15 protein-coding genes and 2 pseudogenes are annotated in these 22,352 nt (G+C 68.5%); 8 read left to right on the plus strand and 9 right to left on the minus strand.

The features are described 5' to 3' along the window. The first annotated feature begins 7 nt into the window (after positions 1–7). A protein-coding gene (locus OG568_RS04800) for an IS3 family transposase (RefSeq protein ID WP_329530430.1) occupies positions 8–1,227 on the plus strand; the annotation gives its coding sequence in 2 pieces (ribosomal slippage) (positions 8–263 and positions 263–1,227; 1,221 coding nt in all). A gap of 85 nt (positions 1,228–1,312) precedes the next feature. On the opposite strand, the gene ltrA is transcribed toward OG568_RS04800, so the two are convergent. From ltrA to OG568_RS04820, 4 genes and pseudogenes are all read right to left on the minus strand, one after another. Next, positions 1,313–2,563, minus strand: a complete 1,251-nt coding sequence (gene ltrA / locus OG568_RS04805) for a group II intron reverse transcriptase/maturase (RefSeq protein ID WP_329530431.1) — start codon at positions 2,561–2,563, stop codon at positions 1,313–1,315. 556 nt (positions 2,564–3,119) lie between these two features. Further along, entirely contained in the window at positions 3,120–3,683 is a 564-nt protein-coding gene (locus OG568_RS04810; RefSeq protein ID WP_329530432.1) for an IS630 family transposase, read from the minus strand. 103 nt (positions 3,684–3,786) lie between these two features. Further along, positions 3,787–4,333, minus strand: a pseudogene (locus tag OG568_RS04815) (carboxypeptidase-like regulatory domain-containing protein); the annotation flags it as partial. Next, a complete protein-coding gene (locus OG568_RS04820; protein WP_329530433.1) occupies positions 4,282–4,812 on the minus strand; it encodes a hypothetical protein in 531 nt (176 codons plus the stop codon). The gene OG568_RS04820 and the pseudogene OG568_RS04815, both read right to left, overlap by 52 nt. 380 nt (positions 4,813–5,192) lie before the next feature. On the opposite strand from OG568_RS04820, the gene OG568_RS04825 reads away from it, so the two are divergent. The 5 genes and pseudogenes from OG568_RS04825 (at position 5,193) to OG568_RS04845 (ending at position 13,883) form a co-directional block, all read left to right on the plus strand. Then, on the plus strand, positions 5,193–5,675 hold the full coding sequence (locus OG568_RS04825) for a cupin domain-containing protein (protein ID WP_329530434.1): 483 nt from the start codon (positions 5,193–5,195) through the stop codon (positions 5,673–5,675). 280 nt (positions 5,676–5,955) lie between these two features. Beyond that, the gene (locus tag OG568_RS04830) at positions 5,956–6,489 is read left to right on the plus strand and encodes a GrpB family protein (protein ID WP_329530435.1); all 534 of its coding nucleotides are present in this window, start codon (positions 5,956–5,958) and stop codon (positions 6,487–6,489) included. 31 nt (positions 6,490–6,520) lie between these two features. Next, positions 6,521–7,118 (plus strand): annotated as a pseudogene (locus tag OG568_RS04835) (transposase family protein); the annotation flags it as partial. Between the two features lie 467 nt (positions 7,119–7,585). Then, positions 7,586–9,322 carry an IS1182 family transposase gene (locus tag OG568_RS04840; protein WP_329530436.1) on the plus strand — a complete coding sequence of 579 codons (1,737 nt, stop codon included), beginning with the start codon at positions 7,586–7,588 and terminating at the stop codon, positions 9,320–9,322. Positions 9,323–9,875: 553 nt separating this feature from the next. Next, positions 9,876–13,883, plus strand: a complete 4,008-nt coding sequence (locus OG568_RS04845) for a carboxypeptidase regulatory-like domain-containing protein (protein WP_329530437.1) — start codon at positions 9,876–9,878, stop codon at positions 13,881–13,883. Positions 13,884–14,099: 216 nt separating this feature from the next. On the opposite strand, the gene OG568_RS04850 is transcribed toward OG568_RS04845, so the two are convergent. Further along, on the minus strand, positions 14,100–17,012 hold the full coding sequence (locus OG568_RS04850) for a helix-turn-helix transcriptional regulator (RefSeq protein ID WP_329536257.1): 2,913 nt from the start codon (positions 17,010–17,012) through the stop codon (positions 14,100–14,102). A 576-nt stretch (positions 17,013–17,588) separates the two neighbouring features. Between OG568_RS04850 and OG568_RS04855 the strand changes: the two genes are divergently transcribed. Both OG568_RS04855 and OG568_RS04860 read left to right on the plus strand, forming a co-directional pair. Then, complete coding sequence (locus OG568_RS04855; RefSeq protein WP_329530438.1) at positions 17,589–18,056, plus strand: group III truncated hemoglobin; 468 nt, start codon at positions 17,589–17,591, stop codon at positions 18,054–18,056. A 504-nt stretch (positions 18,057–18,560) separates the two neighbouring features. Next, positions 18,561–19,367, plus strand: coding sequence for a SpcZ (locus OG568_RS04860; RefSeq protein ID WP_329530439.1), 807 nt, complete (start codon positions 18,561–18,563; stop codon positions 19,365–19,367). A 120-nt stretch (positions 19,368–19,487) separates the two neighbouring features. On the opposite strand, the gene OG568_RS04865 is transcribed toward OG568_RS04860, so the two are convergent. The 4 genes from OG568_RS04865 to OG568_RS04880 form a co-directional block, all read right to left on the minus strand. Further along, a complete protein-coding gene (locus OG568_RS04865) occupies positions 19,488–20,363 on the minus strand; it encodes a TauD/TfdA dioxygenase family protein (RefSeq protein ID WP_329530440.1) in 876 nt (291 codons plus the stop codon). 81 nt (positions 20,364–20,444) lie between these two features. Then, entirely contained in the window at positions 20,445–21,134 is a 690-nt protein-coding gene (locus OG568_RS04870; RefSeq protein ID WP_329530441.1) for a hypothetical protein, read from the minus strand. Continuing rightward, the gene (locus OG568_RS04875) at positions 21,100–22,143 is read right to left on the minus strand and encodes a GSCFA domain-containing protein (protein ID WP_329530442.1); all 1,044 of its coding nucleotides are present in this window, start codon (positions 22,141–22,143) and stop codon (positions 21,100–21,102) included. Before OG568_RS04875 ends, OG568_RS04870 begins: the two co-directional genes overlap by 35 nt. Before the next feature lie 18 nt (positions 22,144–22,161). Continuing rightward, on the minus strand, positions 22,162–22,335 hold the full coding sequence (locus OG568_RS04880) for a hypothetical protein (protein ID WP_329530443.1): 174 nt from the start codon (positions 22,333–22,335) through the stop codon (positions 22,162–22,164). Positions 22,336–22,352 lie beyond the last annotated feature (17 nt).

A 22,352-nucleotide genomic window follows, 5' to 3' on the forward strand; every position in this document is an offset into this window, starting at 1 on the left:
TGTCCTGGTGGGACGTAGGTCTCCGTATCCGGTGGAGTTCAGGAACGATGCCGTCGCGCTGTACCGCGCGGCGGGCGGGAAGCGCACGTACGCGGCGGTCGCGGCGGATGTCGGGGTGACCGGCGAGACCCTGCGGAGCTGGGTGCGCCAGGCCGACGAGCACGCGGGCCGTGATCACAGCAGCGGCGAGCAGAGCGCGGAGAGCCGGAACGAGGAACTGGCCCGGCTGCGCGCGGAGAACGGCCGGCTCCGCAAGGCAGAGAAGGAATGGGAACTCGAGCGGGAGATCCTGCGCCGGGCAGCCGCCTATTTCGCGAAGGAGATGAAGTGAAGACCCACCGCTGGGACTTCGTCTCCGCCCACGCGGAAGTCTTCGGCGTTCAGCGGATATGCCGGGTCCTGCAGGTCTCGCGCTCGGGCTACTACCGGTGGCTCGCCGGTGCGAAGGTCCGTCGAGAGCGGCAGGCCGCCGACGACGCCCTGCTCGTGGAGATCCGGGAGATCCATACCGAGCACAAGGGCACCTACGGAGTCCGGCGCATCCATGCCGAGCTGCGTGGCTTCGGGCACACCATCAACCGCAAGCGCGTCGAGCGCCTGATGCGCCGGCACGGTATCGAGGGCCGGCACCTGCGGCGCCGCAAGCGCACCACGGTCCCCGACCGGCTTGCACCACCGGCCCCGGATCTCGTCCAACGCAACTTCTCCGCCAGACAGTTGAACGAGAAGTGGTGCGGCGACATCACATACGTCCAGGTCGGCGGGACGTGGCTGTATCTCGCCTGCGTCATCGACATCTGTTCACGCCGGGTGCTCGGCTGGTCGATGGCCACGCACATGCGCACGGAACTGGTCATCGACGCCCTGGAGATGGCCGTGGCGACCCGCGGCGGCCACGTGGGCGGGGTGATCTTCCATGCGGACAGGGGCTCGCAGTACACGTCGGCCGCGTTCGCGCAGGTCTGCAACGGTTTCGGGATCCACAGGAGCATGGGCCGGGTCGGCTCGAGCTACGACAACGCCCTCGCCGAGTCGTTCTGGCAGGGACTCAAGAGGGAGACGATGTACCAGAGGCTGTTCTCCACGATGCCTCAGGCGAGGCTGGAGATCTTCCAGTGGCTCACCTACTACAACGCCCGCAGGCGCCACAGCGCCCTCAACTACCTCTCGCCAGTCGAATTCGAACAACAACAGCAGAGAGCACGTAAACTCACACTCGCAGCATGAACCCCCGTGTCCACACTCCGGGGGACACCTCAACCGTGCGTAAACCTCTCGGCTTACACGGCTCCCATCGTCCAGTCGTCCACGGTCACGGCTTGACGAGCTTCCAGTGGGCGAAGAGTCCTGGGAACCGTCTCGCATGACGGCCCAGCGCCTCTCGCGCCCGCGCTCGCTTATGCCGGAACCGCTTGTACTTGCGGACAAGCCACCGCACCAGATAATCGTTGATGCGGTTGAGGCTGGAACGCAACGCGGTCGGATGGAACCGACCGAAGTAGTTGATCCAGCCCCGCACGACCGGGTTGATCTCCCGGGCGAGCTGCTCCAGGGTCGTGTCACTGCGCAAGTGCAGCCGCCAGCGGCGGATCTGCACTCTGATCAGCTTGGCGGCCTCGTCGCTGACGCCCGGGTTGAAGCCGAAGAAGTACTCTCCGCGCTTCGTCCGGAGCCTGCGCACGCGAAACCCGTACCCCAGGAACGTGAACGAGGTGTGCTCAGCCGAGCCGCGCCTGTTCCTGTCCTTGCAGTACACAATGCGGGTCTTCTGGGGATGCAACTCCAGGCCCCCGCACTCGGCCAGCCGCTCGGCGATGGCCTGGCGCACATGATGCGCCTGAACCTCGTTGCGGCAGTGGACCACCACGTCGTCGCAGTACCGTTCGAACTGGATGCCGGGGTGCTCCCGGCACATCCAGGCATCGAACGCGTAGTGCATGAACAGGTTGGACAACACGGGTGAGACCGCTGAGCCCTGCGGGCTGCCACGGTCCCGGGCGAGCAGGCTGCCGTCCGACCGCTGGAGCGGGGCCTTCAGCCACCGCTCCACATACAGCAGGACCCACCGCTGGTCGGTGTGGTGGGCGACCGCCTTGAGGACAAGGTCATGATCGAGGTTGTCGAAGAAGCCCCGGATGTCCATATCGATCACCCAGTCCGTTCTCCAGCACCGTTCCCGGCACGCCGCGACCGCATCCAGTGCACTCCGCCGGGGCCTATAGCCATAGGAATCCGGGTGGAACACAGGCTCCACCAGCGGCTCCAGCACCATCGCCACCACCGTCTGCGCGATTCTGTCCGCGACCGTGGGCACACCGAGGACCCTGACCCCGCGTCCTCCCGGCTTGTCGATCTCCACCATCTTGACCGGCGGCGGAAAGTAGCAGCCCGACGACATGCGATTCCACAGCTTGTAGAGGTTGCCCCGCAGGTCCGCCTCGAACTGCTCGATCGACTCGCCGTCGACGCCCGCCGCACCCTTGTTGGCCTTGACCCTCAAGTACGCCTCGAACACCAGGTGTTTCGAGATCTCAAACGACTTCGATCCGCTTGCCTGGTTCATCCCGGGCACTCCGGTTGGCCACCAAGCAGACCCGGACGATCCGTCCCCTTCGCTCCGCCCGCGTTACAGGGCCTCATCGCTACTACGAGACGGTCCGCCCCCGTGCCCCGCATCGGTACTCGACCCCTCGCGGTTTTGTCCGCTTGAGGTTCTCCCTCTCGCCACCGGCCCAACGGGCCGGCCGCAGTATCGGGGCGACAGGTTCCCACGTTCCGCACAAGAGCCCGGGCCAGGCTCGCGCCGCCTCCATGCCGGACGCCGTCCGGGCAGTCGGCAGGCTCCCCCCGGACTTGTCCCGGAGCCCAGATCATGCCCCGGTTTCGACGCCACTGAGAAAATTTACGACACGTCATCAGCGGTTCGCTCACGCTCGCCTTCCTGACCCATACCTGACGCGATCACTGCCGCGCCTTTTGCCGCAGCGCTCACCACGACCGGCACTTAACCGGCGCAGCCTGCGGTGGTTTGGAGCCTCCCCCTGCAGGGCGACCCCGGAGGACCTACCTCCATCTCCTGCACAGCACCGCTTCCAGAAGCAGTTACATCAACGCCTCCTTCAGCGTTCGTGGCACACGATCTGTGGTTTCTCGTCGACCGAGAAGACCACCGCGTTCGCCGGCGGGGCCAGATAGAGCCCGACCACATCCCGGATCTTGTCCAGCAGCAACGGATCCGGGGAGATCTTGAACGTCTCGGTACGGTGCGGCTGCAGCCCGAATGCCTGCCAGATGCGGTGCACACTGGTCGGCGAGATACCCACCTGGCGTGCCAACTCCCGCTTGGACCAGTGCGTTCCGCCATCAGGCACCGCTTCCAGCGTCCGCACCACCACCTCCTCGATCTGCGCGTCGGTGATGGTGCGCGGCACCCCGGGGCGCGGCTCGTCGGACAAGCCGTCGAGCCGCTCGGCCAGAAACCGGGTCCGCCACCGGCGCACCGTCTTGCGGTCGGTCTCCAGCCGGGCCGACACTGCGGTATTGCTCAGCCCGTCCGCGCAGGCGAGCACGATCGCGGCCCGCTTGGCCAGGCCCTGCGCCGTCGACCGGCGCCGGGCCCAGTTCCGCAAGATCGACCGCTCATCCCCGGACAGCACGAGCGGCTCCAGCCTGGTGTCCCCCATGCCTCCAGGACACCGCCCACAGCCACCGCACGACTGGCAAACGCCCGAATCTGAAACGGAAAGCAACTCACGAGGCGAGACCAGAACTCAAGACCGGGACACTAGCGGTGAAAGTCTTCGTCAGCTTGTAGAGGTCATAGCCCTCGGGTGCCTTGACCTGCTTGACCCAGAACTCGGCCTTGCGGCTGGGCACTGGGAGTTCGCCGGGGGGCGGTGCCGTTCGGTCCGGTGGTGAGTGTGAGCAGGGTCTTCTCTCCGCTGCCGATGTTCACGGTGGCGCCGGGGGTAACGATGACGTCCTGGTCGGTGACGACGGCGTGGAGCGGGCTGCCCGAGGTGGTCCCCTTCAGTCGGTATACGCCGGGGACAAGGCCGGTGAAGGTCAGCTTCCCCTGGGCGTGGGTGTTGCCGCTGCCGGACTCCTGGCCGGTGACATCAAGGAGGACGAAGGCGGCGCCTTCGAGGACCTCGCCGGCCGGGTCGTTCTTGACGATGGCGATGCTGCCCTCGTCGGGCTCGGAGGTGTCGGCGACAGCGGCGGAGGGCGTCGGCTCGGTCGGCTGAGCGGTCGCGGTCGGGACCCAGGTGAGAGTGCCGGTCACCACCGCGGCGACGGTAACGGGAAGGCGGCAGGCAGGACTGATACGCAAATAGGAGCTCGTGAACGAAGAGGAGAATGACGAAGGGACTGCCGCTCGGTGCTGCGGAGGTTCAGCGGGAGCGACTGCCGCTGCGGGCGGTCGGCGGCGACGGGGCCCCGGGCGGTGCGGCCCGAAGGGCGCGACGGCGCGGGCCGCTTCCAGACACTGGGGAACCACACGGACGGGTACTGCTCGATGGCGGCACGTAGTCCGCCGGTGTGGGCGCCTTCCCATGGCGCCCAGTCAGGCCGGTCGCGGAATTCGTAGATCGTGCCGTACCCGGATTCCCGCGGGCTGCGGCCCCGGGCCGCGTTGCGGTGGTCGAAGGTCTTGTGATCCTCGAACCGCAAAGCCACGGCCTCGAGTTCACCGGTGTCCTGGTGCATGGTCGTAGGCCGCAGGCCGTCGTACTCGTCTGCGCGGATGGTCCGGGCGAAGTCGATCCGCAGCACCCGCGAGGTGGACGTACTGGGGCTCGTCCTCGTCAAGACAGACACCCCGTCCATGCGCCGGGCGTCGAGGCCGACGGCAAGGCGTACGGAGATCTCGCCGACCCCCACGAGGTCGCGGCGGGGCCCTCGCCCACCTTGCCGACGGCCCCACCTCGATCTACGGCAGCGACACCCCGACCGGCGGTTCCCAGTTCGGTGCGCTGAGCCGCCGCGACGCCGTCCTCGCGATGAGCCGGGGCGCGGCCGCGCGGAGCGACAACGGTTAGCGTCGCCAGGCCGGCTGGGCATGGCGGGGCCCGACGTCGGATCTGCGGGATCGAACCCGCGCGCGCATACTCATTGGTGGTGACGCCCCGAAGGCGGTGCACCCTGGGGCCACGGCGCCGGGGTGAGCCACGTCGGACAGGAGTAGTGCCGTGATCCGAGAACGCTCTGTCCTGCGTGCTCTGGCCGCAGGCATGGTGGCCGCGACCGCCGCTGTCGCTCCCACAGCAGAAGGCGCGACGGCCTCAGGCATAGAGCGGCCCACACCACGCCCTGCGCAGACCACCTCGCCCTCTGAGACAGTCAGGCTGCTGATCGAGAAGGCGCTACCCAACGTCCCGGGCAAAACCTTCACCACAGCGATCGTCGACTTCCCGCCCTCCGCACGCGCGGCACCACATCGCCACGGCAATGCATTCGTGTACGCCTATGTACTCGAAGGCAGGGTGCTCAGCCGGCTCGCGAACGAACCGGTCCACACGTACCACACGGGCGAGAGCTGGGTCGAACCGCCGGGTGCCCACCACTTGCTGACGGAGAACGTCAGCAAGTCGGAACCAGCGAAGCTGCTGGTCGTCTTCGTGTCCGATACAGGCGCTCCGATCAAGATCCCTGATCCGGCGGCAACTCCGTGAGCTTGGCGGTGGCGTACCAGCCCGGGGCTCGATCGAGGTGCCGGCCTCCAGCCGCCATCGGGCGTCACGGGTCCACATGCACATGCCGTCATGCATCTCGCGGAAGCTGGCACACACCTGTGTCCACGATGAGTCGCGCCGCTCCTGGCAGTTTTGGAACGGTCCGTCGAGCTCACCAGGGCCCCGTCCTGCACCACCAACTTGCTTACGACTCGGTACGCGATAGTCAGGGGTCTCCGCGGGATGGGATGGGCCCTGGCGATCCTGCGAGACTGCCGACATGACTGGCATGATCGTGGTCAGTGACTACGACCCCCGATGGTCCGAGCGGTTCGATGAGCTGCGGCAGCGACTGGCTCCTCACGTCGCGGATCTGGCTGTGTCCATCGAGCATGTCGGCAGTACGGCCGTACCCGGTTGCGCCGCCAAACCGATCATCGACCTCGACATTGTGGTGTCCGAGGAGGCCGTCATACCCGAGTTGATTTCCCGGCTCGCTGGGCAGGGCTACCGACACGAAGGTGATCTGGGGATTCGGGGGCGGGAAGCCTTCCAGGCCCCTCCTGCGGCTCCCGAACATCATCTGTACGGCGTGGTCGCAGGCTCAAAGCCCCACCTTGATCACGTCCTGCTCCGTGATTACCTGCGTCAGCGGCCCGATGAAGTCCAGCGCTATAGGGCGTTGAAGGTGGCCCTGGCGCAGCGGTTCCGTGCCGACAGCGAGGGCAGGACGGCCTACTCGACGGCGAAGAGCGCTCTGGTGGAGGAACTGCTCGCGAAGTCCTACGCCGCTGGGGCCGCCAGCGAAGCGTGACGTGAGGCGGACCGCACGGGTTGGTGATGTTGTGACGCATTACCGGGCCCGTGCGGCCTTGTCTCATCCTGCCTTCTGTGGCCTTGATCGTGCACATCTCGGCGATTTGATCGATGAGTTGGCCGATCCGTGGACAGCCCGGTGCGAGTCCGCACTGCGCGAGCGCAGAGGCGGCGACCGCCGACGGGCTGCCGGAGCAGGGCCGGACCGCAAACTGGTCTTCACCGACCGGGTCCTGGTCACCGTGGTCTACCTGCGCCTGCAACTGCCGCACGCGGCACTCGCCGAGCTGTACGGCTGACCCGCCCCACTGTCACCCGCGCCATTCACGAGATCCGGCCGCTGCTGGCCGCTCGCGGCTCCGCTGTCCCCGACCGGCCCGGCATCCGCCTGCGCACCCTGGCCGATGTCTTCGCCTATGCCGAAGCCGAAGGTGTCGAGCTACGCATCGACGGCACCGAGACCCAGGTCCGCCGCCCCAAGGCCGGGCGCCCCGGCCGCAAGCATTCGTCTCCGGCAAGAAAAAGCAGAACACCGCCAAGACCACGACCATCGGCGACGGCTCGGGGCGTTTGCTGTGGTCCGGAGCCGACCGACCCGGCCGGATGCACGACCTGGGTGCGACACGAAGGCGCACGCAACGAGCGGCTGCGCGGAAAGGAGGCCGACTGATGTCGGCAGCGTAATCCCAGGCCAGTGTCCGAGTGCCTGTCCCCACCCCGGCATGCGTCGCTGGTAACGGCGGGGTGTGAAGCCCCGAGAAAAGCCCAAGGACCACCGAACCATCCGGTGGCCACAGGCGAGGGGAAGACCGGACGGGTGAACGCGAGCGAACCCTCGATGATGCTTCGTGATGCATCACCTCGGTTGATGGAGTGCACCACCGGGGTTCAGGACCCGGCCGGTTGTGAGGCGGCATGCGGCGGCTGCGGATTTGGTATCGGCCGTGTGGACACCGCCGTTCCCGGAGTAGAGACCCTGCTGGCCAATTCACATGACCGGCTTCGGTGATCTTGTCTTCGTGCGAGGCGGTGGCAGGCACATGCTGCGCGGGGAATCGGAGCGGTGGTCCTCGATGTCCTTGTGGCCTCGGTCGATGCGTGAGATTCCTGAGCAGACCCGTCTGGTCGCTCGTGCCGCGTTCCCGCGTGGGTCGCTGGCGATGCGGGTGCGGGACTCGCTGGGCGCGGTGTTCTCGGATGCGGAGTTCGCTGGTCTGTTCGCCCGGCGTGGGCACCCGGCGCTGTCGCCGGCGTTCCTGGCGATGGTGTCGGTGCTGCAGTACGCCGAGGGGCTGACGGACCGGCAGGCGGCGGACGCGGTACGCGGGCGGCTGGACTGGAAATACTGCCTGGCCCTGGAGTTGAACGACTCCGGGTTCGATGCCTCCATGCTCAGTGAGTTCCGCAGCCGCCTCGTGACCGGCGAGCACAGCGATCGCCTGCTGGCCCGGGTCCTTCAGGTGCTGTCCGAGCATGATCTGTTGGGGCCCGGCGGACGGCAGCGCACCGACGCCACCCATGTGGTCGCCGACATCCGGCTGTTGAACCGGCTGGAACTTGTGGCCGAGACGATGCGCGCCGCGCTGGAGGCTCTGGCCGCCGCGGCTCCGGGCTGGCTGGCCGCCCATACCGTCCTGGACTGGTGGGACCGCTATGCCCGGCGGGCCAGTGACTACCGGCTGCCGCAGGCCCTGCCCGCCCGCGACGAGCTGCTGCGCACCGTCGGACAGGACGGCTTTTGCCTGCTTGAGTCCGCCTACGGTGGCCGTGCCCCGGACTGGCTGCGGGAGATCCCCGCGGTGCAGGTCCTGCGCCAGGTGTGGGTTCAGCAGTACTACCGCGATCACGTCGGCCGCTGCGGAGCGCGGGAGGCCAAGGACCTGCCCCCGGGATTGTTGTCGATCGGCAGCCCGTACGACGCCGAGGCCCGCTACAGCATCAAGCGGGGCATGGCCTGGCGCGGGTACAAGGCTCATTTCACCGAAACGTGCCCGGATGACCGGCCCCGGCTCATCGTCCACGTGGACACCACTGAGGCCAGCCTCGCCGATGTCGAGACCACTCCCGCCCGGCACACCGCTCTGGAGGCCGCCGGCTTCAAGCCGGACCAGGAACTCGTCGACGCCGCCTACGTCAGCATCGACCACATCCTCACCGCGAAGCAGCACGGCATCGAGCTGACCGGACCGCTCCCGCCGGACTCGGGCTGGCAGGCCCCCGATCCGGACGCCTTCGACCGCACCCACTTCACCATCGACTGGGACAACCGGCACGTCACCTGCCCCAACGGCAAGCGGAGCTGCTACTGGCGAGAGGCGAGCAGCCGCGACCAACTCCCCATCGTCCAGGTCACCTTCCGGCTCCTGGACTGCACCCCCTGCCCGGACCGCGCCCGCTGCACCCGTTCCGCACACAATGCCCGCGCCATGACCTTCCGGCCCTGCGGACAGTTCGAGGCGCAACAGCGCATCTGTGCAGATCAGGCCACCGACGGCTGGAAGGAGCAATACGCCCTGCGGGCCGGGGTGGAGGGCACCATGGCCCAGGCATCGAGCCGCTGTGACGTCCACCGAGCCCGCTACCGCGGACTCGCACGCACCCATCTCCAGCACGTCCTCGCCGCCACCGCCCTCAACCTCGTCCGCACCGACGCCTGGCTCGCCGGAATCCCCCCTCGCCGGTGCATGGACCTCGCGTCTCACACGACTCCACACCACCCTGGCCGCCACCATGTGAATTGGCCAGCAGGGTCGATCAAGGGGAAGCTTCACCGAAGCCTTGCCCCTCGCCCGGGAGCACCTGGGAACACCCGGTGCCCACAGCCAACCTGACTACTCATCGACTCCTCCGCGGCGACGGCCTTCCGAACGACACAGCATTTATTAGGTCATCCGCCCAATATTTAAGTCGTACCTCGATCAAGAAGAATTCCTGCTCAGTACGGTGTGCCGCGGTGTACGCGGTACCGCCTGAGGAGGCATCGATGGACGTGCCTGCCGATCGGTTGGGCAGCGGGCCCGGTGAGAGTGAAGGTCTTTCGCCGGCCGGATTCCGGGATGCCGGGACCGAGGAGGTGCCCGCGGAAGACCGGGGGCGTGACAACACAGAAGGCGACGGGAAGGCGCAGAAGTTGGACGATTACGTCCCCCTGTGACCTGATGTCCGGCCCTGGCCAGGAATTCGCCACACAGGCGGGCGAGCCGCGCGTGGACCGGTGCTGAGTCCCCGGGGTGCCGGGGCCCGCACTCATGTCGCAGTCGTTCGGCTCCCGGATGAATTGCGAAGTGCCGGCAATGCCGGGTTGTTGATCTTTTTCAGTAGGGGACGGCTGTTCTGCCGATCGTGGCTGCCTGCCGTCGCCCGATGACAGAGGAGGACGTTGTTGTGAGGGACTCCCTCATGGGCCGCACGGACCGGGATCTGACGTCCCGTTCCGGTGCCGGCCGCCGACTGCGCGGGCGGGCCGGATGGCTCCCGCGCATACTGGCGGTCACGGCCACCACCGCACTGCTGGTCGTGGACATATCCGTGGCGACCGCCTCCGCAACCGATTCCGGCACCGCGGCACCGCGGGTTTCCAAACTGTGCTCGCAGCCATCCTCGGCCGGCCATATGCAGTGCCTCTCGGAGGTGGTGCAGAACCCTGGCACCGCCAACGGTCGTGCCACCGCGCCTCATGGCCTGAAACCGGCCGATCTGCTGAGTGCGTACAACCTGCCCGCGGACGGCGGCAAGGGCGCCACCATCGCCGTCGTCGACGCCTTCGACGATCCCCAGGCCGCGGACGACCTCGCCGTCTACCGTGCCCAGTTCGGCTTGCCAACGCTGGCGCCCGGCCAGTTCCGCAAGGTGAACCAGCGTGGCGAGGAGGGTAATTACCCGGCTCCCGACGTCGGCTGGGCGGGCGAGATCTCGCTCGACCTCGACATGGTCTCCGCCATCGCCCCCAACGCGAACATCCTCCTGGTGGAGTCCGACACCAACATGTCGAACGACCTGGGCGAGGCCGTCGACCGGGCGGTCAGGATGGGCGCGACCGAGGTGTCCAACAGCTACGGCGGAATCGACCAGGACCCCGCCGACGACGGCGGTTTCTCCAAGCACTTCGACCACCCCGGCGTGGCGATGGTGGCCTCGGCAGGTGACTCCTCCTACGGCGTGTACAGCCCGGCCAGTTTCCCGAACGTGACCTCGGTGGGCGGTACCTCCCTGGTCAAGGATCCCTCCACCGCTCGTGGGTGGAGCGAGTCGGTCTGGCACAACTCCTACGGCGGCACCGGTTCGGGTTGCTCCCGCTTCCAGGCCAAGCCGTCCTTCCAGCTGGACACCGGCTGCGACAAGCGCACCGTCGCCGACGTCTCCGCTGTCGCCGACCCGGTGACCGGTGTCGCGATGTACGACAGCTACGGAAACATCTTCTCCGGCGGCAACTGGGGTCAGGCCGGCGGAACCAGCGCCTCCGCCCCGATCATCGCCGGCACCTACGCCCTGGCCGGCCGACCGGTCGTCGACTCCTACCCGAACTCCTACCCCTACGCCAAATCCGACGCCTTCAACGACGTCACCGACGGTTCCAACGGGGAGTGCAGCCCCGCCTACCTGTGCACCGCCGGCCCCGGCTACGACGGCCCCACCGGTCTGGGCACGCCCAACGGTCTGGCGGGAGTCACCGCCCCGTCGCACGGCGAGATCATCGGCACCGTGACGGACGCGGCCACCCACCAGCCGATCTCCGGCGCCAAGGTGACGGTGGGCAAGGTGACCACCTACACCGACAGCAAGGGGCAGTACGACCTCGCCCTGCAGGTCGGCAGTTATGACGTCTCTGTCACGGAATACGGCTACATACGCGGTTCCGTCACCGGTGTCGCCGTCGCCCAGGGCAAGACCGTCACCAGGGACTTCAGCCTGAGTTCCGCCCCGATGACGACGATCAGCGGCACCGTCACCGACGGCTCCGGCCACGGCTGGCCGCTGTACGCGAAGGTCGACGTCGACGAGGGCATTCCGAGCGGGGCGGTCCACACCGACTGGCAGACCGGACGCTTCACCGTCTCGGTGTCCCGTGGCGAGTCCCACACCCTGCACGTCACCTCGGACATGCGCGGGTACCTCACCCAGGACGCGCAGGTCACGGTGGGCGACCGGCCCGTCCGGCACAACATGCGGCTGAAGGCCGATCCCGCGCCGGCAGACGATGCGGCCGCTCTCGGCTACAGCCTGCGGCACACGGACTACACGCAGACCTTCGACGGCTCCTCCCTGCCCGACGGGTGGACCACGTCCGCCACCTCCGGTCCGGCGTGGGCCCTCAGCACCGATCCCGTCTACAGCCCGGACGGCAACGCCCCCATCATCGTCGGCGGCCACGCGGCTCTCAAGATGAGCAGCCTCCTTCAGAAGGTGAAATCCTCGCTGATCAGCGGACCTGTCAAGGTGGAGAACGCCGGTCGACAGGTGCTGGCGTTCGACGAGGAGCTGGTGTCAGGCCAGGCGACGGTCGAGGTCAGCACCGACGATGGCGCGACCTGGACCGAGGTCTCCAGGAACCACGGCGACACCGCCGGCACCGCGCATGAGGAGGTCGTCCTTCCCGACGCGGTGCGCGGCCAGACGGTCAGGTTCCGCTTCACCTACACGGCGAACACCGATGGCGCGGCTTACGGGTTCGGCTGGCGGATCGACAACGTCCAGGTGGTCACCAAGGACCTCAGGCTCGTTCCCGGAGGTCTGGTCGCCGGGGTCACCACGGACATCAACACCGGTGCCGTGCTCAATGACGTGACCGTCTCCCTGGCCTCGAACCCGCCTCAGACCGATTTCTCCCGCCCGCTGGGCACCGGCAAGCCGCTGCAGGGCTTCTATACCGTGTTCGCACCGAGCACCGGCAAGACGCGGCTGAAGGCCGACCTGTACCCGTATGCCACCACCACTAAGAAGATCACGGTGGCCAAGGACCACCTGGTGGATGGAAGCATCGCGCTGAACGCCGGCCGTCTCTCGGTCAAACCCGGCGCGGTCAAGGTAACCGCGGACTCCAGCCGCACCGTGCGCCAGGACGTCACGCTGGCCAACACCGGTACCGCCCCCATCACCGTCGCCATTGGTGAGAGCTCCGGTGCCCCGGACTCAGCCGCGGCCTCGACTCCCACCCGGCTCGTCCCCACCACGACCGCAACGGATTCCCTCAGCCAGCTGCGCGGCATCAAGGAGCAGGCCAAGCTGACCAAGCTCCTGCCCGGCGCGGCACACAGCCTCTCCGCTGCGGCCGCCCACGCGGCCCCGACCACCTCGGGCTCGTCGCAGGGCTCCATCGCCGACGTGCCGGAGTCCCTGCAGTACAACGTCGCCGACACCGACGACGGCACTCTCTACGCCGGCTTCGGCCTCGACAGCGCGTCCCTGTCGTCCAAGGACCTGTACGCCTACTCCCCGACGACGGACACCTGGAGCAGCAAGGCTCCGGCCCTCAAGGCCACCGCGTCGCCGGCGCACGCGTTCATCGGCGGCAAGCTCTATGTCACCGGCGGCTTCGACCTGAACGAACCGTCCTTGATCGTGCCCGTGACGCAGGTCTACGACCCGGCCACCGACACCTGGACCAAGGGCAGCGACGACCCCGCACCCACCTCCTCCAGCGGCAGCGCCGTACTGGACGGCAAGCTCTACGTCGTCAGTGGCATCAGCACGGACATCGCGCTCACCAGCAGGGTCGAGGTCTACGACCCTGCCAGCGACACCTGGTCCCGTGCTGCCGACTACCCACTACAGGTCCAGGACGTGTCCTGCGGCACCATCAGCGGCGTGATCTACTGCGCCGGCGGCGGCACACCCCACCAGCAGTCGAAGGTGTTCGCCTACGACCCCAAGACCGACACCTGGACCCCCAAGGCCAGCCTGCCCCACGCCCTGCTCGGTGCCGCCAGCACCGTTGCCGACGGCAAGCTGCTCGTCGCAGGCGGAATGACCTTCACGACGGACGGTGGTCTGGCAACCACCAACCAGGCACTCGCCTACGACCCCGGCACCAACCGCTGGACCCCGCTGCCCAACCTCTCCAACCCGCGCGCCTGGGCCGCCGGCGCTCTCGGCTTCTACGTCATTGGTGGAGAGGCGAGCGAGTCCTCCGTCACTTCGGCCGAGCAGATCTCCGGCTATGACCACATCAAGCCGCTCGACCTGCCCTGGCTGCACGAGGACAAGAGGCTCGTCACCATCGAGCCCGGTCACCGTGCGACCGTCCGCGTCGAGCTGAACCCGGGGCAGGCAGGCGCCGGAAGCCATCCCACCACCGTGACCGGCGGCCTCACCTTCGCCGCCGACAGTCCCTACCTCGCCCCGAACCTTCCCATCACCTTCACCACCAACTGCAAGCACAGGCACGGTTGCTGACCCAGGCACCCGACTCCTGAGCACGACAGCGGTCCCGTCCGGCACACGCCGGGCGGGACCGCCCCGTTCCAGCCCGGCGTTCCGATTCCCGACCGCCGCCCGCGCACCGCAACACCGGCCCCACGACATCGGACAGACGACACCCGACAGACGAAACCGGGCAGACGGCACCGGCAAAGCGCCCCCGGCTGACAGGTGTCAGTGCCGGGGCAGGCATCACCGCTCGGCCGGCTCGATCCCGGCCTGGGTCGCGCGCACCGCCAGCACGGTGCGGGAGGTCGCACCGTACTTACGCATCACCGAATTGAGCTGCGCGGCCACCGTCTTGGGCGACCGGAACAACTCCTGGGCGATCTCCGGATTGGTCAGCCCGGCAAGCATCAACCGGAGCACCTGGAGCTCCCGAGGGGACAACTCCCCGCCGTAACCGCGCCTCCCCGGGCGGGCGGACCCGTCAAGTGAGCGCAGCGTCCTGTCGAGTCTGTGCGCATCGCCCTCCGCGCCGAGCGCCGAGTACCCCCGCCGCACGTCGGCCAGTGTGGAGTGGCCCATGGCCTGCTCACCCGTGCTCAAGAGACCGAACGCCTGCCGCTCGCGGGACCGCAGCGCGTCGTACGGCCGAGGGAGCGCAGCATAGGAATCAGCCGCGGCAGCCCAGTACCCGACCGACTCGGCCACTTGTCCCATCCCCTCGGCCAGCGAAGCACGGCAGGCGTCCAAAGCAGCCAGCGGACCGGGAGCGTCGAGCCCGCCCAGCCCTTCCTCGAACGTGTTCACCAACTGCCGTGCCTCGGTGAGGAGACCGGCTTTCACCAGAGCGTCGACCCGCACCGGCGCGATGCTGCCGCCCCAGAGCCACAGCTCCTTGCTCGCGACGACCCGCATCGGGGCCTCGGTCAGTTCCAGGGCCTCGGCGAGGTTGCCATCGGCCAGACGCAGCCGGGCCAGTGCCGCGGCCGGTTCCAGCGGCATTTCCATGATCCCGAGACGCGTCCCCTCGCGGAGCACGGTCTGCAGAGCGCTCTCGGCATCCTGACGTCTGCCGTTCGCGGCGTCGTGCAGCCCGCCCACCAGGACCGCCTCCAGATGGACCTGCGGCTCCTCGCGGTACTCGGCCAGCGCCCCGGCCCGTTCGCTCAGCCGCTCCCACTGCCCGGTGCACCAGTCGAGATGGAGCAAGGTCACCAGCGTCATCTTCTCGATACGGCCGTAACCATGGAGCGACGCCATCTCCAAAGCCCTGTCCAGCCGTGCCCTCGCCTGGGCGAAGCGGCCCCAGCGCACCGCGACGCTGCCCGTGTTCATGGAGATCCTGGTCAGTTGCAGCTTCTCGGCCTGGGTGACCGCCTGCGCGGGCAGCAGCTCGACCTGCTCCCATCCCGACTCCTGGCCCGCCTCCAGCAGCGTCATGAGGCGGTCCCCCAGGAAGAGCAGCCGCTCGGATTCGGAGAACGGGAAGGAAGTGAGCAGCGCATCCGCCCGGTCGAGCCAGCGCAGATGCTCGGAGACTGTGAGCATCGAGGTATTGGGCAGGCTGAGCACCATCATCGCGTGAACGGCCGTGCCCGGATCGTGGCTCAGGTCGGGCAGCGCCCGCTCGAACTCCGCGACCCCAGCCGCGTACTCGCCCGCATGCAGCAGTATCCGGCCGAGCTGGCTGCGCACCGACGCGCGGTCCTGAACGGAGAGCGGCTTGTCCTCAAGTGTCGCGCGCAGCGTCCGGACCAGCTGGTCAAGGCCCGCATAGCCCGCGAGCGCCGGCATCTTCGCGGTCAGCCGCGCGACGGCCTTGGCCGGCAACTCCGGGTCGTCAAGCATCTCGTGCAGCAGAGCGGTCCCACTCTGGTGCATGCCGTCGGCAAGCGCGAGATCGGCAGCCTGCTCGGCGTAGTGCCACCATCGGGCGCGGTCCTGAGCCTCCCGGAAGTGGTGGGCGAGCCGTGTCACCGGCGGCGGTGTGACGCCCTCCAGGGCGAGCGCGGCCCTGCGGTGGAGTCGGCGGCGGGCGGCGGCGGGCAACTGGTCGTGCACGGCCCGCGCGGCCAGCGCGTGCCGGAACTCGATGCGGCCGGCACTGTCCTCGCCGAGGAGCCGGCTGCGGACCGCGTCACTCACCGCGTCCAGGGCCTGCCGTCCCTGCAGTCCGGCGACGGAGGCAATCGCGCTGTCCTCGGCCGCGACCGCCAGTACGGCGGCGGCGTGCAGGATCTCCTGCGCGGCTGGGGACAGCCGCGCCGCACGCTCCGCCACGGCATCGCGGATGGTCGGCGGTACGGTGATGTCCGTCAGCCTGCGGCGTACCCACTCACTGTTCGACCAGACCAGGTCCGCCCGATCGTGCATCAGCCGGACGCATTCCTCGACCGCCAGCGGAACGCCACCCGTGTGTTCATGCAGAAAGGCGGCGAAAGCCGGGGAGACATCCTCGTCGTCGAGCATGGACGACACAAGCCGGGCGGTCTCGGACACGGTCAGCGGCGCCAGGCCGATACGGATGTGGGCGACACCGCTGAAACGGCGGGAGGACAGGCGCAGCAGAGGTGAGCCCGAGGGCAGGTCCTCCGGTCGGTAGGTCAGCACCAGGCTGATCGGCCGGGATGCCTGTGAGACCAGAAAGAGCAGGAAATCCAGGGTCGCCTCGTCCGCCCAGTGCACGTCTTCGACAACCAGGACATCCGTTCCCAGGCGCTCCAGCAGCTCGGCCGACGCGCGGATCAGGCGATGGCGAACGGCCCCCGGACTACTCAGTGGCTCCGGAACCGGCGGCAGGTCCTCGACCCACTCAGGGAAGAACGGCCGCAGCGCGCCCGCGAGCGGACTGAGTCCCAACTCCGCCACGCCGTCGCAGACTCGGCGGAGCATGTCGACGATCGGGCCGAGCGTGGAGGCCTGGATGAACGACGGGCACACAGCGACCAGCGAGCGTTTGCCTCTGACCGGCTCCGAGGCCAGTGCGTCCAGGACCAGTCTGCTCTTGCCGATCCCGGCCTCGCCCTCCACCAGCAGCAGGCTGGGGGCTCGGCTCATGGCCTCGATCACGCGTGCCAGATCCGTGTCCCGTCCGGTGATACGCGGACTGCGGATACCGACGGCCGTCCGCTCGTCTTCCGCTGCTGCCTGCTGCTCCACCAATCGCGTCTCCGAGCTGTGGGATGTCCGTCGGTCCGGTTGTTTCCGCCGGTCTCGAGGATGCCGTCGGTACCGCAGCCGCGGGCTCTGGATCCGCTGACTGACGGGACTGTACCCCCGCTCAGCACTGGAGCCACAGCCAGTGAACTCCTTTCAGGACACAAGGCGTGCCGATCTCCTGTTCGTTGCGGAGTCGGGGGGTGCCGTCACCTCAAAGGCAACGACGTCCGCCGAGCCGTCGGGCCACGCTCCGCACGGTTCGCCAGTATCTCCACTACTACGGTCTCCAGTTCCTGGGAGTACGACCGGCGGCTGATCGCCACCGGCGCCCGGGCGCGGCCGTTGCGAACATTGGGCGCCCATTCTCGACCTGGCGGCCTGGCCGGTACCAGCACCTCCGTGACAAGGCCCACAAATATGCATCCAAGATGAATATTTTGTTAGGCTTGGGCTGCGCTCACCTTCCGGCGCATGCGGCCGAGGGCCCCGGCCCCGACGTCGAACCCGGAGGTCGCGGATGTTCCACCTCGTCCTCGCCGCGATCGGCGCCGCACTCGTCCTGGAAAGGCTGTGACCGTGCCATCCGAACATGACCTCTCGGACCGCGACGATGTGTCCGCCCTGGTCACCGAGTTCTATCGGCGAGCCTTCGCGGACCCGCTGATCGGGCCGATCTTCACCGACATCGCGCATATGGATCTCGCCGCCCATCTGCCCGTGATGTGCGACTTCTGGGAGACGGTGCTCTTCCGGGCGGGTCTCTACCGCCGCAACGCCCTGCGGGTCCATGTGCAGTTGCACCGGCTCGCCTCGCTGGAGGCCGAGCACTTCGCGCGTTGGCTGACACTGTGGACAGGCACGGTGGACGACCTGTTCAGCGGCGAGAAGGCCGAGCTGGCCAAGCTCCAAGCCGAGCGAATCGGCGGATCACTGCTGCGTAGGGTCCATGGCGCGGACGCCGGTGAGCTGGTCACCTTCCACCACCGCCCGGTCATGCCCCCGGCCCCGACCGGCCTCGGGCCCAAGCCGGCCCAGGAGATGTGAACGGCGGCAGACCGTCCGCGCGCTCGCCAGCTGCGCCCGCCTCGCCGACTCCTGGAAGCCGAACCCGACCTGGACTCACTCTGCTGCTACCCGCGCCTGCTCGCCTGGGAGCTCACCCGCCTCCCCAAGGGCAAGCGCGTCACGCCGGTCGTCCTGCTCGACACGTTCGAGGACACCTGCGACTGCACCCGCCGGGGCCTCGATCACCTCCGCTGGATCATCACCGCCCCCGACCGGCACAATCCACAGACCACAGAGCGCCTGCGCCCCGCCCTCGTGACATCGGCTGAGGCCGCGGCGACGGCGGCCTTCGACACCTGTGCCGCGGCCTGGCGGGAAGCGCTGCTGAGCGTTGACGACGCCGCACCGGACACTGTGGGGTACGGCTGACACCCCATGCCCCGCACACATTTGACGCGGGACACGGAGGTATCCCCTCTCTCCGTCGCTCGGCAGCCGCCCGTTACGGTGAGGTGCCCGATGTGGCCGAGACAGGAGAAACGTATGAGCAGTCCCCCGGCCGCCGCCGCGCCGTTTGACCAGTTCCTCGAGCAACTGGACGCCGGCATGGCAGCCTCCCACCTCGACAGCGACTCGGCGATCAGCCCCGACCTGCCGTCCTGGCTCCGACAGGTGATCGCTGTGCTGTACGACGGCCAGGATGCCGCCGCCGCGAAGGGCTGGGCTCTGCGCGTTCATGGCGAACTGGAACGCCTCGGTGGCCGGGTGCCCCTCGCTGTGGTGCACGACTGGCACGCCCACGGCGTCGTGCCGATGCTGGTCGAGGCGAATGCCCGGCACGGCGGGTCGGCGGAGCCGCAGCAGGTGGTAGGACGGTTGCACACCCGTGCGCTGGCGGGCGAGCACATCTCGAAGGGCGAGTGGAACGCGGCAGTTCTACCGGCGCTGCGGGATGTCTACCGCCTTGCCTACGCCTACGCGGACGCCTTCTCCAAGGCCTATGCCGGCGCCCACGCGTACGCGATCGACAACGACTACGGCGAGGAGCGGGCCGACGAGTTCGCTCGTACCTACGCCGAGCTCAACACCACCGCCAATGCCGCGTCCTTCGCTGATGCCAACGCCCTGGCGCACGCAAGTGCGGTGGCGGACGCCTTCGCGGCGGCGGATGCACAAACCTATGCCGAAGCCTGGCCGTTCGCCCATGTGCAGGTCTATGCCCACGCCTGCGCCCACCAGAACGGATCGGCGGCCGACGGCCGGACGGCCGCCGAGGACGGGCGGCTCCGGGCGGCTTACCGACACCTCGCCGACCGGCTCACCGACAGCCTGGCCCGGGCCGCCGCCTGAGCTGGTCTGTCCGCTCCGGGGGCCGGTGCCCGCTCTGTGGCACCGGCCCCCGGGCATCGTCCCGTCGCCGCTTCGACACCCTCACCTGCGGTGGCCGGCGGACTCCCGGGGTTGCGCCGCTCAGGCCTGCGGCGGCCGGCCCTTGATGGCGACCCGCTGTCCGTAGCGCGCGTGCGGGTAGTAGTCCCAGATGGCGTGGTGCTGGACGCAGCGGTTGTCCCAGAACACCAGTGTGTTGGGGGTCCAGCGGACCCGGCAGCTCAGCATGGGCCTGCGCGCGACCACGTCGAACAACATGTCGAGGAGCGCCCTGCTCTCGTCGCCGGACAGCTGCACGATGTGCGAGGTGTAGGCCGGGTTGACGAACAGCAGCTTGCGACCGGTCTCAGGGTGGCGTATCACCACCGGGTGTTCGTTCCTGGGCAGGACATAGCCGGCCGGCGGGGTGTGCCCCTGCCAGGCGACGGCGTCGTCATGGATCGCGGTCAGGCCGTCCAGGAAAGTCCTCATGGCCGGCGACAGCAACTCGTAGGCGAGATGCATGTTGGCGAACATGGTGTCGCCGCCGGTGCCGATCTCCGGGGTCCGGGTGATGTAGAGCATCGACCCCAACGCGAGTTCGGGGTTGGAGGTCCCGTCGGCATGCCATCCGTGGCCGTCGACGTCGGTGGAGTCCTTGTTCGCGCTGATCTCCAGGATGACCGGGTCGCGGTCCTCGGTGACGGCCACTGGCAGCGGGCGCAGTTCGCCGAAGTGGGCAGCCACCCGCTTGTGTTCCTCGGCCGACAGCACCTGGTCTCGGAAGACCAGTACATGGTGCTCCTGGAAGGCGCGCCTAATGTCCGCCAGTTGCTGGTCCGACAGTTCCCGCGACAGGTCGATACCGGACACCTCGGCGCCGATGACCGGGGTCAGCGGATCGATCGTGAGGGTTTCGTAGACCGTCTTCGGTCTCGTGGTGATGCGTTCGAGCGCATCGAGTACGAACTGCTCCATGTCATCCTCCTGTGGGGGGTCGGTACCACTCGCCGCACTCCGTGACGGGGGCGAGGGCGGTGGTCTGACGGCGGACCTGTTTCACAGTCCGCGCGCCAGCAGGTCAGCCAGGATCATCCGGCCGAAGGCCAGGTTGCCGTGGATGGTGTCGTTGGTCTCGCACAGTTCGGGGCGCTGGAAACCCGTCTCGTCGGTGGACCGGCGGCGCAGGTCGACGACCTCGGTGCCGAGTTCGAGGAGCGCTCGGCGAATGGTGTCCTGCGCCGCCATGAAGACCTCTGGATCGGAGTGCTCGGGGACCCGCTGAGGCGGCATCACCGCGAGGACGCGGAGCCCGAGTTCATGTGCCAGGCGGTAGAAGTCGAGAGCGCCGCGCGTCATGGCTCGGACTATGCCGTCGAAGAGCCGGCTCGACAGGAAGCCCGGCGGGAACTCGCCGCGGACCCGGTAGGCCTGCCAGTTCTCCAGAGTGGCGATGAAGTGGGCGCTGAAGCCGAGGGTCGACACCAGCGGGACGGTCAGCCCGCCGAGGCCGGATACGCCCAGCTCATCCAGGAAGCCTCGGTAGTACCGGTCCGCTTCGGGCTTGCGGAACACCACGTCGTCCTCGCGGACGTCGAAGAACTCGGCGGTGAACTCGCGTCCGGCGCCGATCGGGCCGCCATGGAAAGGGATGCCGGCCTGCTTCGCGGCCCGGCCGATCGGTCCGGCGTGTGAGTCGCCCAGCAGCAGGAACCTAGCCGGCGTTGTAGTAGTCGAGTACGGCGTCATCGCACCAGAAGTCCTCTCCGTGGGCAGGCGCGGCGCCACGGTCCCGCCGCGGTTCGGCCGGGCGCTGGGCGAGTGCGCCGAAGAACTGGCGCATGACGAAGGCGACACCTTCCGGCGTGACGGTGCGCAGGTTGGGCTCGAAGAACGCCGCCTTGAAGGGGAATCCGGTGATGATCTCGTACGCGGGGAAGTAGTCGATGTGGTCGTGCTCCTGGGCCAGTTGCCCGGCGACGGCCCGCAGCACGGACTTGGAGTAGGTGGTGGCTGTCAGCGCGTGGCCGCCGGTGGCGGTGGCGGTGAGCGGCACCGGCGACACGGTCAGCAGGACGCGCAGCTGCGGATTGGCGGCGCGAGCCAGCTCGACGGCGGCTGACAGATCGCGGTACACCTCGGCGAAGGTGAAGTTGCAGAAGGCGTGCCGTTCGGTGTCGAAGGTGCCGCGTACGGTGCCCGGGCAGGCCGGGTAGACGGTCCCGTCGGCCCGGTTCTGCCATGCCTCGGTCAGGCCCAGGGTGAAGATGAGGCAACGCGCGTCGGCGAGGGCGCCACGCATCGCCGCAAGGGTGGCCCGGCGGGCGGCCAGAGTCGCCTCGGCGGAATCGTAGCCCTCGGGTTCGACGGAGGGGCGGAAGGGGTCGAAGAAGCGCCCGCCTTCGCTCCATACCTCATCGGGCGGTGCGGCCTCACCGTAGGCCCAGGACAACCACTGCAGCAGGGCGGCGGCGGTGTAGATGTTGCCGGTACGGAACGAGAACACGCCGTAGTGGCGGGCCTGGCGCTCGGCCTCGGTGAGTCCTGGCGGGGCCGGCTCGGCGTCACGCCAGTTCATGCCCTGGTCGAGCAGGGCGCGGCCGATGTGGCGAGCGAAGCAGGAGCCCGCGGTGAGGACGGGATCGTCCTGTCCGAGGGAGAACTTGGGCGTCCAGAGGTCGCCGATGGCGGTCGGTTCCGGCTCGGCCACGGCGGTGCGCCAGAACGAGCGGGGTGACAGGGACTCATACGGGTTCATGGTGGTTGCCTCGGCTCATCAGTGACGCGGCCCGCGGCCGGCGCGGCCGACCGCGGGGGCGGCCACGGGTCGGCCGGTGGGGGCGGTTCGGTGGACGGGCTCGGTGACCTGGTCGCCGGCCCCGGAAAGCGGGGGCGGACGGCGGTGGCCCGTGCCGCCGGACGGGCCGGAGCGGAGGCCGACGGTGGTCACGTGGGGTTCCTTCCGGG

It is taken from the genome of Streptomyces sp. NBC_01450 (assembly GCF_036227505.1).
Lineage (GTDB): Bacteria > Actinomycetota > Actinomycetes > Streptomycetales > Streptomycetaceae > Streptomyces.

Bases quoted from the DNA above. Each gene is read 5' to 3' on its own strand.
- OG568_RS04860 (WP_329530439.1), top strand. From the start codon at position 18,561: ATGAGCAGTCCCCCGGCCGCCGCCGCGCCGTTTGACCAGTTCCTCGAG.
- OG568_RS04875 (WP_329530442.1), bottom strand. From the start codon at position 22,143: ATGAACCCGTATGAGTCCCTGTCACCCCGCTCGTTCTGGCGCACCGCC.
- OG568_RS04865 (WP_329530440.1), bottom strand. From the start codon at position 20,363: ATGGAGCAGTTCGTACTCGATGCGCTCGAACGCATCACCACGAGACCG.
- OG568_RS04830 (WP_329530435.1), top strand. From the start codon at position 5,956: ATGACTGGCATGATCGTGGTCAGTGACTACGACCCCCGATGGTCCGAG.
- ltrA (WP_329530431.1), bottom strand. From the start codon at position 2,563: ATGAACCAGGCAAGCGGATCGAAGTCGTTTGAGATCTCGAAACACCTG.
- OG568_RS04810 (WP_329530432.1), bottom strand. From the start codon at position 3,683: ATGGGGGACACCAGGCTGGAGCCGCTCGTGCTGTCCGGGGATGAGCGG.
- OG568_RS04840 (WP_329530436.1), top strand. From the start codon at position 7,586: ATGCGTGAGATTCCTGAGCAGACCCGTCTGGTCGCTCGTGCCGCGTTC.
- OG568_RS04870 (WP_329530441.1), bottom strand. From the start codon at position 21,134: ATGACGCCGTACTCGACTACTACAACGCCGGCTAGGTTCCTGCTGCTG.